This is a genomic window from Chryseobacterium carnipullorum (assembly GCF_003815695.1).
GTDB classification, from domain to species: domain Bacteria; phylum Bacteroidota; class Bacteroidia; order Flavobacteriales; family Weeksellaceae; genus Chryseobacterium; species Chryseobacterium carnipullorum.
Window position 1 is genome coordinate 157,967 of sequence record NZ_CP033920.1, and the last position, 14,783, is coordinate 172,749.

Annotated in this window: 15 protein-coding genes and 1 riboswitch; of the genes, 12 read left to right on the plus strand and 3 right to left on the minus strand. The window is 39.3% G+C overall.

The window, feature by feature from the left end:
• Positions 1 to 68 precede the first annotated feature (68 nt).
• From fahA to EG346_RS00755, 4 genes are all read left to right on the plus strand, one after another.
• A complete protein-coding gene (gene fahA / locus EG346_RS00745) occupies positions 69 to 1,316 on the plus strand; it encodes a fumarylacetoacetase (RefSeq protein WP_123876676.1) in 1,248 nt (415 codons plus the stop codon).
• A gap of 33 nt (positions 1,317 to 1,349) precedes the next feature.
• A complete protein-coding gene (locus EG346_RS25275; protein WP_262511624.1) occupies positions 1,350 to 1,562 on the plus strand; it encodes a GxxExxY protein in 213 nt (70 codons plus the stop codon).
• A complete protein-coding gene (locus EG346_RS25280; RefSeq protein ID WP_262511625.1) occupies positions 1,546 to 1,758 on the plus strand; it encodes a GxxExxY protein in 213 nt (70 codons plus the stop codon). The genes EG346_RS25275 and EG346_RS25280 overlap by 17 nt, the downstream gene beginning before the upstream one ends.
• A 61-nt stretch (positions 1,759 to 1,819) precedes the next feature.
• Positions 1,820 to 2,644, plus strand: coding sequence for a flavin reductase family protein (locus tag EG346_RS00755; RefSeq protein ID WP_123876677.1), 825 nt, complete (start codon positions 1,820 to 1,822; stop codon positions 2,642 to 2,644).
• A gap of 112 nt (positions 2,645 to 2,756) precedes the next feature.
• On the opposite strand, the gene EG346_RS00760 is transcribed toward EG346_RS00755, so the two are convergent.
• Both EG346_RS00760 and EG346_RS00765 read right to left on the minus strand, forming a co-directional pair.
• Complete coding sequence (locus EG346_RS00760; RefSeq protein WP_123876678.1) at positions 2,757 to 3,269, minus strand: Ivy family c-type lysozyme inhibitor; 513 nt, start codon at positions 3,267 to 3,269, stop codon at positions 2,757 to 2,759.
• Positions 3,270 to 3,331: 62 nt separating this feature from the next.
• Entirely contained in the window at positions 3,332 to 4,174 is an 843-nt protein-coding gene (locus EG346_RS00765; protein WP_123876679.1) for an alpha/beta hydrolase family protein, read from the minus strand.
• 181 nt (positions 4,175 to 4,355) lie between these two features.
• On the opposite strand from EG346_RS00765, the gene EG346_RS00770 reads away from it, so the two are divergent.
• The 8 genes from EG346_RS00770 to tenA all read left to right on the plus strand — a co-directional run bounded on the left by EG346_RS00770 (position 4,356) and on the right by tenA (position 11,715).
• Positions 4,356 to 5,129: a HipA family kinase gene (locus tag EG346_RS00770; RefSeq protein WP_073333524.1), complete on the plus strand. Its 774-nt coding sequence runs from the start codon at positions 4,356 to 4,358 to the stop codon at positions 5,127 to 5,129.
• Entirely contained in the window at positions 5,116 to 5,499 is a 384-nt protein-coding gene (locus EG346_RS00775) for a DUF3037 domain-containing protein (RefSeq protein ID WP_073333521.1), read from the plus strand. Before EG346_RS00770 ends, EG346_RS00775 begins: the two co-directional genes overlap by 14 nt.
• A 23-nt stretch (positions 5,500 to 5,522) precedes the next feature.
• Positions 5,523 to 6,551 (plus strand): alpha/beta hydrolase, encoded by a 1,029-nt coding sequence (locus EG346_RS00780; protein ID WP_123876680.1) that lies wholly within the window; start codon positions 5,523 to 5,525, stop codon positions 6,549 to 6,551.
• A gap of 209 nt (positions 6,552 to 6,760) precedes the next feature.
• Positions 6,761 to 8,602: a carbon starvation CstA family protein gene (locus EG346_RS00785; protein ID WP_123876681.1), complete on the plus strand. Its 1,842-nt coding sequence runs from the start codon at positions 6,761 to 6,763 to the stop codon at positions 8,600 to 8,602.
• A gap of 60 nt (positions 8,603 to 8,662) precedes the next feature.
• A riboswitch (TPP riboswitch) is annotated at positions 8,663 to 8,756 on the plus strand.
• A gap of 62 nt (positions 8,757 to 8,818) precedes the next feature.
• Positions 8,819 to 9,616 (plus strand): hydroxyethylthiazole kinase, encoded by a 798-nt coding sequence (thiM, locus tag EG346_RS00790; RefSeq protein WP_181876103.1) that lies wholly within the window; start codon positions 8,819 to 8,821, stop codon positions 9,614 to 9,616.
• Complete coding sequence (gene thiE / locus EG346_RS00795; protein WP_123876683.1) at positions 9,613 to 10,248, plus strand: thiamine phosphate synthase; 636 nt, start codon at positions 9,613 to 9,615, stop codon at positions 10,246 to 10,248. Before thiM ends, thiE begins: the two co-directional genes overlap by 4 nt.
• Positions 10,245 to 11,078 carry a bifunctional hydroxymethylpyrimidine kinase/phosphomethylpyrimidine kinase gene (gene thiD / locus EG346_RS00800; RefSeq protein ID WP_123876684.1) on the plus strand — a complete coding sequence of 278 codons (834 nt, stop codon included), beginning with the start codon at positions 10,245 to 10,247 and terminating at the stop codon, positions 11,076 to 11,078. Before thiE ends, thiD begins: the two co-directional genes overlap by 4 nt.
• Positions 11,065 to 11,715 carry a thiaminase II gene (gene tenA / locus EG346_RS00805; RefSeq protein ID WP_123876685.1) on the plus strand — a complete coding sequence of 217 codons (651 nt, stop codon included), beginning with the start codon at positions 11,065 to 11,067 and terminating at the stop codon, positions 11,713 to 11,715. Before thiD ends, tenA begins: the two co-directional genes overlap by 14 nt.
• A gap of 55 nt (positions 11,716 to 11,770) precedes the next feature.
• On the opposite strand, the gene EG346_RS00810 is transcribed toward tenA, so the two are convergent.
• Positions 11,771 to 14,533, minus strand: a complete 2,763-nt coding sequence (locus tag EG346_RS00810) for a TonB-dependent receptor plug domain-containing protein (protein WP_123876686.1) — start codon at positions 14,531 to 14,533, stop codon at positions 11,771 to 11,773.
• Between the last annotated feature and the right edge of the window lie 250 nt (positions 14,534 to 14,783).

Below are 14,783 nucleotides of genomic sequence, written 5' to 3' on the forward strand. Positions count from 1 at the left end.
ACATCAAATCGGGATAACAGATTTCTGTAGATTTGTTATCTTACAACTTAATTTAATTCTAAAACTTTATGAAATCATTTGTAGAATATTCTTCGGATTCAGATTTTTCTATACATAATATTCCTTTCGGAGTAACAGTTTTTAACAAAGAATATATCGGATGCTGTACGAGAATCGGAGATCAGGTCGTGGATCTTGCCACTCTCCATGATCTGGGGTATTTTGAAGACATTAAAGGATTGGAAGATAATGTTTTTGAAGCCTATACTCTCAACGAGTTTATCGAACTTGGAAAGCCAATTACCAATGCGGCACGTACCAGAATTCAGGAACTTTTGCAGGAAGGTTCTATTTTGTCAAAAGACGAAAAAACGATTGCAGATGCATTTTATGACCTGGACAAAGTAAAAATGATGATGCCTGTACACATCGCAAATTACACAGACTTTTACAGCAGCATTGAACACGCCACCAACGTTGGAAAAATGTTCCGCGACCCTGAAAACGCTTTACTTCCCAACTGGAAACATCTTCCGGTAGGATACCATGGAAGAGCTTCCTCCATCGTAGTTTCAGGAACCGATATCAACCGACCTAAAGGACAAACGAAACCTGCAGATGCAGACCAACCACTTTTCGGACCTAGCAAGCAGCTGGATTTTGAACTGGAAATGGCCTTTATTCTTAACAGAAACTCAGAAATGGGCGAAAGTATTTCCACAAAGGATGCTGAAGAGGCCATCTTCGGAATGGTGATATTCAATGACTGGTCGGCAAGAGATATTCAGGCTTGGGAATATGTTCCGCTGGGACCTTTCCTAGGTAAAAACTTTGGGTCCTCTATCTCTCCATGGGTAGTCACTATGGAAGCACTGGAGCCATTCAGAACGGCTTCTCCAAAACAGGAGCCTGCAGTTTTAGACTATTTACAGTTTGAAGGTGATAAAAATTACGATATCAATCTTGAAGTGTATCTACAGCCTGAAAACGGTGAAGAAAACCTGATTTCAGAAAGTAACTATAAATTCATGTACTGGAATATGACTCAGCAATTGGCCCATCATACCATCAACGGATGTAATGTGGAAGTTGGAGATCTATACGCCAGCGGAACCATTTCAGGAAGTGATCCAAAGTCTTTCGGATCTATGCTGGAACTGACTTGGAGAGGACAAAACCCGTTAAAGCTGAAAGACGGAAAAGAAAGAAAATTCATTGAAGATAACGATACGGTGACTATGAAAGCGTGGTCTGAGAAAGATGGCATAAGAGTAGGTTTCGGAGAAGTTTCCGGTAAAATCATTCCAACACTTTAATATTTTCAACCACAAAAGTCACAAAAGATTTTTATGATTACACAGTCATATTTAACTGATCTGACATACAAGATAAACGGCGCCTGCATAGAAGTTCACAAAATTCTAGGCGCCGGTTTATTAGAAAGTGTATATCATAAATGTCTGGAAGAAGAGTTCAGATTAAGAAACATTAATTTTCAATCTGAGCTAAAAGTTCCTGTAGTCTATAAAGGAAAGGAAATCAAATGTGACTTTTTTTTGTGATTTTCTAGTTGAAGATTTAATTGTTGTCGAATTAAAATCAGTCACTGAGTTCAATGATATTCACCGATCTCAAATTTTAAATTATATTAATTTAATGAAAAAGCCCAAAGGAATTCTAATTAATTTTAATGTAAAAAACTTGTATCATGAAGGACAGGAAACTTTTGTAAATAAATATTACAATATGCTTTTTTGAACTTTAAAACAATTGATTTTACTTTAAAAACTTTTGTGACTTTTGTGGTTAATAATAAACAATGAAAACAGTAATCCCCTCCGAATTATCCCCCGTACAGCTTCAGACCATCATGCAGACCGCCGTGTCTCCACGTCCTATTGCTTTGGCTTCTACGATAGATAAAAACGGAACTATTAATTTATCACCATTCAGTTTTTTTAATATGTTCAGTACGGTTCCTCCGATCTTGATTTTTTCACCATCGAGAAGAGTTCGTGACAATACCACTAAACATACTCTGGAAAACGTTCTGGAAGTTCCCGAAGTAGTTATCGGAACTGTAAATTTCCCAATCGTACAACAGATTTCTCTGGCTTCTACTGAGTATGAAACCGGAGTGAATGAATTCATCAAATCCGGACTGACCATGAAAGAAGCAGATCTGGTACAGCCTAAGCTGATTGAAGAATGCCCGGTAAACTTTGAATGCAAAGTTTTGGAAGTAAAATCTCTGGGAGACCAGGGAGGCGCTGGAAATCTTGTGATTTGTGAAGTTCAGAAAATTCATATCAGAGAAGAATATCTGAACGAAGCCGGAAACCTGAATCAGCAAAAACTGGATATGGTGGCCCGTTTAGGAGGCAACTTCTATTCAAGAAGCAATGAGAACAGCCTTTTTGAGGTTCCAAAACCATTGGTAACAAAAGGAATCGGTTTTGATCTTTTGCCGGACTCCATCAAATACAGCAAAATATTTACAGGAAATGATCTGGGAATGCTCGCCAATGTAGAGATTCTTCCCGCAGGAGATTTTCATGCTGATGAGAATGTTCATAGAAACGCTCAGAAATTACTTTTGGAAAGTAAGATTGATGAGGCCTGGACGCTTTTAACGATATTATAATTCAAAAAACAAAACCAGCCTAAATTCAGGCTGGTTTTTATAATATAGCTATTCTTTTATCTGTGGTAAAACTTCATTATCCTCATGGTCATTGCAATGAGCAGAAGGAATACTATTTAGATTTTAATGTTTCAGTAACTGTAATCTTTCCTTTTTCAGCAAAATCTGTTACTTTTCCGTTTTTATCAATAGACACATTAAGATTGTCATTCTTTGAATCGTAGAAGATGGATGTGGAATATCCCGGGCAGTCATGCTGCTTACATCCTGTTACTTTATAGATTCCGTTTTCAGATACTACAGGAGATTCTACGTTGAAATTTTTAAGCATTTCATCATATTGCGTTCCGGTAAGTTTTTTAACCCTTTCGGCAAAACTTTTATCTTCAAATAATTTAATATCATGAGGATATTTTCCCTCATTTTTAGTAATGATATTATCTGAGGAAGCATTAGCAGGTGAAGCTGCTGAGTCGGTTTTTGGAGCTGCCAAAGAATCATTTGATGCATTGACGGTGATTGAATCCGTACCGGTAGAAGAACTCTCAGTTTTTACTTCTTTTTTACAGGAAACTACGGCTAATAAAGAAAACCCACATGCGCTTAGGATCAATTTTTTCATCATAATTTTTAATATGTTCATTTATATTTGAACGTTGATATTCAAATTTTATTCCACTATTAAAATTATTTCATATTTTTATTTATAAAATCGATGCATTTTTCTGTGACGATGCTGAGGTTTTCCGGAAGCTCTTTTTCTGTCCATGGTTCTTTTGAACCGAAAGTATGATCTGCATTTTCAACTAAAAACAATTCTGAATTCGGATTCAGGATATGAAGATGTTCCGCATTTTTTACATTGACACTTTCATCATCGGTTCCGTGGATGACCAGTACGTAAGCTTTGGCCATTTCTGTCGCTCTCTCTACGTCAAAACGGTGAATATTATTCTCAAAATCTTCATAAAACTGATAATAATGGGGCATTTCCTGTTGAGTTCTTCCGTTCAGTACATAATACACCCCTTCTTTTTTCCAGTTTTCCAGGGCTTCATCTTTTGGAAAACGTTCCAAAGTATCTACACTGGCCAGTGTGATCAAACCGTTGATTCTTTCGTCTTCATATGTCTTTATAATAGAAATTCCGCCACCTCTGCTGTGTCCGATCAGAATTATTTTCTGATCATCTACCTGGGGTGCTTTCACAAAATGATCAATCACAACGCCAAGATCAGAAAGTTCTTTTGAATAATTGTTATTACCAAAAGCTTCCAGATCGGCAAAGTGGTGTGGATCTTCAACGGTGGTTCCGTTGTGGGAAGCATTGAATTTCACAAAGAAAAAGCCAGCTTCTGCCAACTTTTCAGCCATCAGATTCCAGGCTCCCCAATCCTTATACCCTTTATAACCATGAACAAAGATCACCAATGGTAATTTTTCATCAGTTTCAGGATAAAATGCGTCTGCCAGAAAATCTCTTGTCTCAGGATTTTGAAGCCTTATATTGATCTCTTTTATCAATTTCATATCATAAAAACGTTTTGTATACGGTTTGCAGTATTTCACTTGAACCTAAATATATGAAAAATTTTTTAGTCGTTTATTTTCCTCTTTCTCAAATACGAAACGCTTCAGCCGGAATTCATTTTTTTTAAATATAAAGCAGGCCAAAAAGAATACACTAAAAAAATAACCTTAATTTTGCGGTATGCTGGATTTAAGAACGGTAACCGTGATGCGTTACATCCTGCCGCTGAGGGAAGGCGGATCTCTTCCTGCTTTGGCAGAAGCTGATGATGATTTTAAATATGTACTGAAATTTCGTGGCGCAGGCCACGGAGTTAAAATGCTGATCTCTGAACTTTTGGGCGGTAAGATCACAGAAGCTCTGGGACTACCGATTCCTGAGCTTGTATTCGTCAACCTCGATGTGGACTTCGGAAGAACAGAAGCTGATGAAGAAATCCAGGAACTCCTGAAATTTTCAGAAGGACTGAATCTTGGACTGCATTATCTTTCAGGTTCCATCACTTATGACCCTGGGGTAAAGGTGGATCCGCTTCTGGCTTCAAAGATTGTATGGCTGGATGCATTTATTACCAATATTGACCGTACTTTCAGGAACACCAATCTTCTGATGTGGCATAAAGAGCTTTGGGTTATCGACAATGGAGCATCATTTTATTTCCATCATTCGTGGCAGAATTTTGATGCGGCAGCTAAGACTCCCTTCAAATATGTGAAAGATCACGTTCTGCTTCCGAAGGCAAAAATGTTGGATGAGGCCGATACATTTGCTCATGAAGTGCTGAATGACACCTTATTCAGGGATATTGTCAATTTAATTCCTGAAGACTGGCTTCAATGGAAGGATGCAGATGAAACACCGGAGGAGATCCGTGAGATCTACTTCCAGTTTATGAAAACCAGGTTAGAAAATTCTCAAATCTTTGTAAACGAAGCGAAAAATGCAAGAGGATAAAATATACGAATACGCTGTCATACGCCTGGTGCCGAAAGTTGAAAGAGAAGAATTTTTCAACATCGGACTTGTGATGTTCTCTAAAAAAGAGAAGTTTATCCGTGTGGAATTCTATCTGTGTCCGGATAAATTCAAGCTGATGCACAGTAAAATTGATTACGACGACATTATCCAGAATCTGGAAAGCTTCCAAAAAATTGCAAACGGCGACAAACAAGGAGGCCCAATAGCTTTGATGGATATCCCCGAACGTTTCCGATGGTTAACCGCTGTAAGAAGCTCTGTCGTTCAGACCTCAAGACCTCATCCGGGAAAATCCAAAGATCTGGAAAAGACTTTTGGTAAACTTTTTGAAGAGTTAGTAAAGTAAAAATCTATTACAAAAAGTATTCTATGAAATCATTGACAAACAACATATCAATCTACAGGTTTTTCACAAACCTGTTTTTTGTTTTATCTTTAAGTATATTTCATTTAAGTTATTCACAAGAACAAAATCAGCTCGAACCCAAGACAGGGAAAAGCAACCTTCTTCCAAAAATATCAACAGTAACAGAGAATGTCACGTATAAAACCAATGAAAAAGGAACTCCGCTCCTACTGGATATTTATACGCCGAAAAATGTTGCTGATGAAAAAATGCCCGTCGTAGTCTATGTTCATGGAGGTGCATGGGTAAAAGGCGATAAAACGTTAAGAGATGGGAGCTATATTGAAACATTCATTGCAAAACTTCTCGACAAAAAATATGCAGTCATCAGTATAGACAATACGCTTCTCAATGACAGCATTCATTTTCCTGTTCCTTTGGAAGATACCAAAGATGCCGTAAGATGGGTAAGAAAAAATGCGGCAACCTATCATTTTGACCCTGATAATATTGGATTTTTCGGTGCTTCTTCCGGTGCACACCTTTCTATGCTTGCGGCTTACACCCCCGATAATCAATTTATCGGAAGCCCGGAACTTTCTGCTTATTCAGCAAAGGTTAATTATGTGGTAGATCATTACGGGCCTTCAGACCTTGACAAACTGCTGCATACAAGGCTTGGAAAAGTACCGGTATTCTTGTTCGGACTGGCAGCACAAAAAATTGTAGACCTCAGATCAGATCTTGTGAGAGGATTGTCCGGATACGATATTAAAAAAGAACAAAGAAAGGCTGTTGACTATTTCAAAACAATTTCTCCTCTAACCTATGTTTCGGGTGGTGTTCCTACCTTGATCATGCAGGGAAATAAAGACAAAGTCGTTCCTATGCAACAGTCTAAGAAGCTGCATAGAAAACTTACCCGGGAAAATGTTCAGAATAGCCTGATCATTGTAAAAAATGGCATTCATGGTTTCGGAACAACAGATAAAGCGTATATGGATCAACTCACAGATCAGATGGTGGACTTTATCGTTTCCCAGAAAAAATAAAAATACATCTATTTAAAAATTACATTCAAATTAAATAACTAAAAATCAATCAAATAAATTATATAATTTAACAGTATATCAAAAATTTGCTAATTTAATATACATACCATTATTTTTTACACCTAAAATAATTAACTTGGCTTTTGTTTAAAGTATTTTTAACAAAATGTCCAATATTTTTAATTATTCATTCTTAAAAAACAGATGGTATGGATTTTCTGAATAACACCAATGCACTCACGCTGATATTTGTTTCAGTCCTTATTTTTGCGATTGCGTACCGCTTTTATGGTATTTTCATTGCCAATAAAGTCCTGCGACTTAATGATAAAAACACTACGCCTGCAGTAGAATTTGCAGACGGAAAAGATTATGTAGCCACCAATAGAAATGTTCTTTTTGGGCATCATTTTGCAGCGATTGCCGCTGCCGGGCCTTTAGTTGGACCGGTGTTGGCGGCACAATTCGGATATCTTCCCGGTGCATTATGGATCCTGATAGGATGCGTGCTTGGCGGTGGTGTTCATGATATGGTCGTTTTATTTGCATCGGTTAGACATAAAGGACAAAGTCTTGCTACGATTGCATCTAAAGAAATTGGAAAGACTACAGGAACGGTTGCCGGTTTTGCCATTTTATTTATTCTGATTCTTACATTGGCCGGTTTGTCACTGGCCTGTATCAATGCGATGCATGAAGCTTCATGGTCTCTTTTTACTGTTGTCATCACAATGCCTATTGCAGTGATTATGGGATTGATCATGAGATACAGAAAAAACAGTGTGCTTTTTGCGAGTATTTTGGGCGGTATCCTTTTAATAGCTGGAATCATTGGAGGACATAGTTTAATGCAGAATGAAACGATGAATAATCTGTTTACATGGGATATAAAAACCATTTCTATTGCGATTCCGCTGTATGGTTTTCTGGCTTCTGTGCTTCCGGTTTGGCTGCTTCTTGTACCAAGAGATTATCTGTCAACCTACTTGAAAATAGGAACCATCATTATGCTTGCTGTGGGGGTGATTGTCATCCATCCTACAATTCAGATGCCTGCGCTTACAGAATTTGTGAATGGCGGAGGTCCCGTTATTGGAGGACCAGTACTTCCTTTTATTTTCATTGTGATTGCATGTGGGGCGATTTCCGGTTTCCACGCAGTCATTGCAACGGGAACAACACCGAAGATGCTTAATAAAGAAAAAGAAATCCTTTTTGTGGGGTACGGAGCCATGCTTGTAGAAGGTTTTGTAGCTTTAATGGCTTTGATTGCAGCATGTACCTTAATGCCCGGTGATTATTTTGCCATTAATACTCCGAAGGAATCTTATGATGCTTTCCTGGCAGCCCACCCTGCTCTGCACGGTGTAGACATCGATTATTATTCACAAAAAATAGGCATTGAGCTTCATGGAAGAACGGGTGGAGCGGTGTCATTAGCTGTAGGAATGGCTCATATTTTCAATAAAATACCCTATATGGATCAGCTGACGGCTTATTGGTACAATTTTGCCATCATGTTTGAAGCCGTCTTCATCCTTACCGCTATTGATGCGGGAACGAGAGTTGGCCGGTTCTTTTTACAGGAAATGCTGGGATCTGTGATTCCAAAGTTCAATGATAAAAACTGGATTCCCGGAATTATTATCAGCAGCCTTTTGTTTACATTCGCATGGGGATATCTGGTATTCACGGGTAATGTGAGCAGTATCTGGCCTCTCTTTGGAATCAGTAATCAGTTGTTGGCAGCCTGCGGACTTATTGTCTGTACAACGATGTTAATCCGGATGAACAGGGGTAAATATGCATTATGCTCTGCAATTCCAGGCGTTTTCATGGCTGGCATTACTTTCTGGGCGGGTTATATTCAGGTCACTGCAATCTACCTTCCTAAAGAACAGTATCTGTTGGCAGCTTTAGCCGTAACAGCAATGGTTCTGATGCTGATTGTATTCATTGGAGCTTTTATCAAATGGTATCAACTCTTGCAAATCAAAACTACGGTAACAGATTATTACGGAGAGCCGGTCAAAGAGCTGGTAGAAAGATAGGAACCATTATTCAGAATCCTTTGCAAGGGTTTTGCAAGCTCTGATAATTTTTATACATTTGTTTTGCTTTAGGGGTATTCTGAAAAAGAATTGAGAGAGTCCCTTTGAACCTGATACGGCTAACACCGACGTAGGGAAAAGCAAAATGACATTGTTAACAGTGTACTTTTTGTTTTGGATTTTTTCCTGAAGCTATTTTTATTTTAAACGATATCAATGGAAAAAATTCTTTGGGAACAGGTACAGCTTGTCAGACAAAAATCTCCCCTTGTTCATAACATCACCAATTATGTGGTGATGAACAATACCGCCAATGCCCTTCTGGCTGCAGGAGCCTCTCCTATCATGGCACATGCAAAATCTGAAATTCAGGAAATGATTGGCATTTCCCATTCGGTGATTATTAACATAGGTACTCTGGATGAGTATTGGTCCGAATCTATGATCCTGGCAGCTAAAACAGCCCATTCAACAGGGAAGCCGTGGGTTTTAGATCCTGTAGGTGCGGGAGCAACTTCTTTCCGGGATCAGGTATTAAATCAACTTTTACCTTATCAACCTACCGTTATCAGAGGAAATGCCTCTGAAATCATTGCTCTTGCCAAAGCCAATACAACGGCTACCAAAGGGGTAGACAGTACGGCACAGAGTAACGAAGCGGTTGATGCTGCCCGTAGTCTTGTAACCCGATACGGAACGATAGTCTGTATCTCCGGTGAGACTGACATTATTATTGATCATCAGCAGGAAATTTTCATTAAAAACGGACATCCGCTTATGACGAAAGTAACCGGTCTTGGATGTTCTGCGACAGCTTTAATCGGAGCATTTATTGGAATTGCAGAGGATAAAGTAATGGCAGTAGCTGCTGCTATGGTATTAATAGGTATCGCAGGGGAACTAGCCGCTGAGGAAAGCAAAGGTCCTGCAAGTCTCCAGGTCAACCTCATCGATCAATTGTATACGATCACTGAACAGGAATTTTTCAACCGTTTAAAGATAGAGCGAAAATGAGTTTACATCCCTTTCCCTATCAACTTTATCTGGTGATTTCTGAAGCTGACTGCATGGGAAGAAATTTCGTAAAAGTTGCTGAACAGGCGATTCTCGGCGGAGTGGATGTTATCCAGCTAAGAGAGAAAAACAGCAGCACAGATTCGTTTCTTACAAAAGCCCTCCAGCTTATAGAATTGACCGAGAAATATTCTATTCCCCTTATTATTAATGATCATGTTGAGGTTGCTGAGAAGATCAATGCAGCAGGCATTCACGTGGGTAACAGTGATGCTGCCCCCACTTATTTAAGACAACAGACTCATCTCAGTAAAAAAATCATAGGCTACTCGATTGAATATCTTTCCCAGCTTGACAATGAACAGACTGCCGTATCCGATTATTTGGGAATTAGTCCGGTCTTCAGTACTGATACAAAAACTGATACGGTAACAGAATGGGGACTCGAAGGAATTAAAACTATCAGGCAGCTTACAGACAAACCTTTAGTAGCCATCGGTCATATTCATTCAGGAAATGCAAAAGAAGTCATCAACGCAGGAGCAGATTGTATTGCAGTTGTTTCTGCGATCTGTGGTGCTCCTGACCCTCAAAAAGCAGCCTATCAATTAAAAAATGAAATTTTAAAATGAAAAAATACACCTATCCATCGGTATTAACGATTGCCGGATTTGACGGAAGCGGCGGGGCAGGCATCCAGGCTGATATTAAAACTGCCTCTGCTCTGGGATGCTTTTCGACATCGGTATTAACCGCTTTACCGGTACAGAATACGCAAGGCGTAAGAACAATATACCCCATTCCGGTAGAAGCTGTAGCCGATCAGATCGAAGCCATTCTGGATGATATTTTTCCTGACGCCATTAAAATCGGAATGGTTCATACCCCACAGCTGGTCGAAACGATTGTTTCTACTTTAGGTAAGTATAAAAAAATACCTCTAGTATTTGATCCTGTCATGGTCGCTACAAGTGGTCATCGTCTGATCGAAGAGGACACGATATCGGCCATCACGGAACAGCTTTTCCCGATTGCTGATGTAGTTACGCCCAATATGGACGAAGCTGCCATTTTAGCCAAGATGAAGGTAGAGACTGTTGAAGATCTCTATGCCGCTGGAAAGGAAATAAAAAAACTGGGCTGCAAAAGTATTCTTCTGAAAGGTGGACATCAGGAAACCTCAACAATAACTTCCTTATTTTATGATGAAAATGAGAAATTTCATTCTTTCGAGACAGTGAAATTTAACACCAACAATACCCACGGCTCAGGCTGTACGCTTTCTTCCGCTATTGCTTCCTATCTGGCTCAGGGTAAAACTTTATATGACGCCGTTTCTTTGGGACAAGACTATGTTTATCAAGCCATAGAACACGGAAAAGATGTACAAACAGGGCTTGGAAACGGTCCGCTTAATCACTTTTTTAATCCTCAAAAACTCATTAAAAATGAAATGGTCTGAACACACCTGGCAAACAATAGAACAACGTTATCACTCTATTCTGGACATGCCGTTCATCAAAGAATTATCAGACGGTACTTTACCTCAGGAAAAATTCCGGTTTTACATGGCTCAGGATTCTTTATATCTTGAACACTTTGGCAGAACACTTTCGCTGATCGCTGCTAAAATTCAGGATCTTCAGGATGTGCTGGCTTTTATGCGATTTGCTGAAAATGCCATTGTGGTGGAAAATGCACTGCATGAATCTTATTTTATCGATTTTGGGGTTAAGGATAAAGGAATAGCAGAACCTGCCTGTCACCATTATATTCACTTTCTGAGAAGTACTGCAGCTTTAGAGTCTGTGGAAATTGCCGTTGCAGCAGTTCTGCCATGTTTCTGGATCTACCGGGAAGTCGGAGATTATATTTACAACAATCTAAATGCGATCAACAATCCTTATCAAAAGTGGATTGACACCTATGGAGGCGAGGAATTTTCTGTTGCCGTAGATCAGGCTATTGAGATCTGTGACCGACTGGCCGAAAACAGTACGGAGGAAACAAGAGAGAAAATGACCGAAGCTTTTATCATGTCCACGAGAATGGAATTCCATTTCTGGGAAGGTGCTTATGAACTGAAAACATGGAAATAGATTAAAGATAAAAGCGGATTCGAAAATTTGAATCCGCTTTTATTTTGTATATCAATTAAAAATTAAAATTAAGTCTTGAAAACACATATCTCCCGTTTTGTCCAAACTGGGACGTAGAACGTGAATACACGAACTGGTCATTGTTGGTAGATGCGGGAAGGTTTTTGTCAGGATAAATATCAAAAAGATTGTTGACTCCTACAGTCAGGCCTACATTTTTTGTAAACTGATACCCTAAGGAAAGATCGGTAATGATCTTGTCTCCGATCTGCTGGTGTTCGTTGAACCCTGTGATTCCGTCACCATTCGCATCAATTACGTCTGCGCCTGTCACTTTTCCGAAATAGGTATTTCTAAGATAAACCGTAGCATTTTTCCACGACAGGCTATGAGATAAACTTGCTTTTACCCTTGGAACAGCTTCCTCCAGATACACTCTTGATTTCTCTGAAAAATAGATTTTCTCAAGATTCGGAGATTGTAAAAGTCCTGAAGAGTGAGTATCTCCAACTTTTCTGGTCTCGCTGATATTAGCCGCAAAACTGTTCTCCAATTTGAATCCTGAAAATCGTGCATTGTGAGAAATCACAACATCCACTCCTTTGGTTTCCGTATCAATAGCGTTGGTGAAAAACTGGGCTCCATTAACTCTCTCGGCATCAAAAGCGGCCTGTGCAGCTGCCGGCACATCTGATCTTAAGAACTGATCGGTAAGAATGATTCGGTTATTAATTCTCGTAAAATATCCATCCGCTGTAAAGGTCAGACTTGCGGAAGGAATTCTGTAAGTAAATCCTACGCTGGCAGATTTAGATGTTTCCTGCTTCAGTTTCGGTATTTCCAACAATCCTGCGATTTGTGAATCATTACTAAAAGTTCCCACTTCCAGAAGCTGGCTGTTGGTAAACAAAGTAGACGTCACGTTGTAATAAATCTGATGGATAGAAGGTGCTCTGAACCCGGTAGATCCCGCCAATCTCACATTAAAATTGGGAGCGACTTTAATTCTTGATGCTAATTTATAATTAAAAGTAGATCCAAAATCTGAGTAGTTTTCATATCTCGCCGCCGCATCCACTAATAACCAGTTGGTGAAATTAAATTCCACATCTGCATAAGCGGCTACTGCCTGTCTGTTTTTATCAATTGCATTCACCGGCTTAAATCCTCCGAAAACCTGTGATCCTCCGGGAAGTGCATTTCCAAAGAAATCGGTTGCTCTCGGGGTTGTATTATTCCAAACATTTCCTGCGGCATCATAAGTGGTGTACGAAGCTTCGTCACCCTGTGTTATTTTAAAATTCTCATAGCGGTGTTCTGCACCAAAAGCTACGTTGATTCCGCTCCAGACATCATATTTTTTAGAAAAATCTAAATTGATTGTGTTTTGGGAGAATCTTAAACCGCCTGCATTAAATTCTTTTGGGGAAGCAAAACGTAAAGACGTATTTCCTGTGTTCTGAATATTATAACTGAATGAATTCTGTCCGAATGTATTGCTCAGATCGATATTCCAGCCGTTCCAGTTTCCTTTAATTCCAGCAGAAAGCGACAGATCCTGAATATCGGTTCCGATCTGTGGAAGATATCCGTCCGGATACAATCCTGTAAAAGTTCTGCTCTGGTTGGGTTTTCTGTAAAATCCTCCTGAAGTTCCGTGTCTGAAGCTATATCCCCCGAAAGAGTATACTTTCCAGTCATCATTAATCGGAACTTCAATATTGGCAAAAAGCTTATGGTTATTCAGTTTTGACTGTCCCACCTGCATATTGAAATCTTTTCTGCCCAGTCCTCTGTAAGCCAGTTCCTGATCGGTAACATCGAAATTTAGCAAAGACTGAAGCCCCTTTTGGATCACATTCCCTTGGGTATCCTTTATATCCTGAATGATAGAAGTATTTTGAATCGCAGCCTGTTGTTGCGCACTGAAATACCCTACTCCTTGCGAATACTGATGAATGTATCCAATGAGCTGTTGTGAATTCGGGGTATTGTTAATGTTACTGAAAAGAGAAGAAAGATTTACGCCATCGTTCTGAGCCCGTTTTTCAATCGCGTTATAGGCGTTATAGATCGATCCGCTTTCGGCTCCGGCTCTTGAAGTAGGATTTCTGAACTGTGAAGACCAAGTGATGTTATAGAAACCTCCTTTACTTCCGATCTTATTTCCGTAATTAAGGTCTACCTGAATATTCTGTCCGTCAAAATTTCCGGTATGGTCATTGGCGGTAGGGGTGAGATTTCCTCCGTAGCTTACCTGACCGGTAAGTTTACCAATATCTCTTTTCAGTTCAAGGTTAATAACTCCGGCAATTGCATCAGATCCGTATTGAGCAGAAGCACCGTCACGCAGGACTTCAATTCTGTTTAAAGCAAATGAAGGAATGGAGTTCAGATCGGTTCCTACGGTTCCTCTTCCCGGTGTTCCGTTAACATTGACCAACGCTGACGTGTGTCTTCTTTTTCCGTTAACCAAAACCAGCACCTGATCTGGGCCCAATCCTCTCAACTGAGCAGGATCCAAATGATCTGTTCCGTCTGAATTGGTTTGAATCGTTGAAGTGAAAGACGGCGCTACCGCATTCAAAATCTGTCCTATACTGGACTGCGGAAGAACTACGGATGTTTCTTTTATATTGAAGACATCCACAGGAACCGGGCTGTCTATTTTAGATCTGGCACCAGCTCTGGAGCCCAGCACCACAACTTCTTCTACAGTATTGGTTTTTAAGCTGTCTTTTTCTTTTTCCTGCCCGAAAGCATAGGTTCCGAGGAAAAAAAGAACAGAAGCTGATACGATAGTCGTTTTATTTTTCATACCCTTATATCAATTTATAGTTTATGTTTTTTTGAGTGGCAAATGTAGATCAAATTCATTAGTCTACAAAATTAATAGACTTTAATTTTATGAAAATTTAAGATAGTTTTGATCTATTGCTGTTTTAAAACACAAATGACACCAATATCTTCACAAATGGCACTAAGACCTAAAATACATTCGTGTTATTCGTGAAAAACATTTCTGTTATCTGTGTTTAAATAAAAAAACGGACTCCAAATAGAATCCG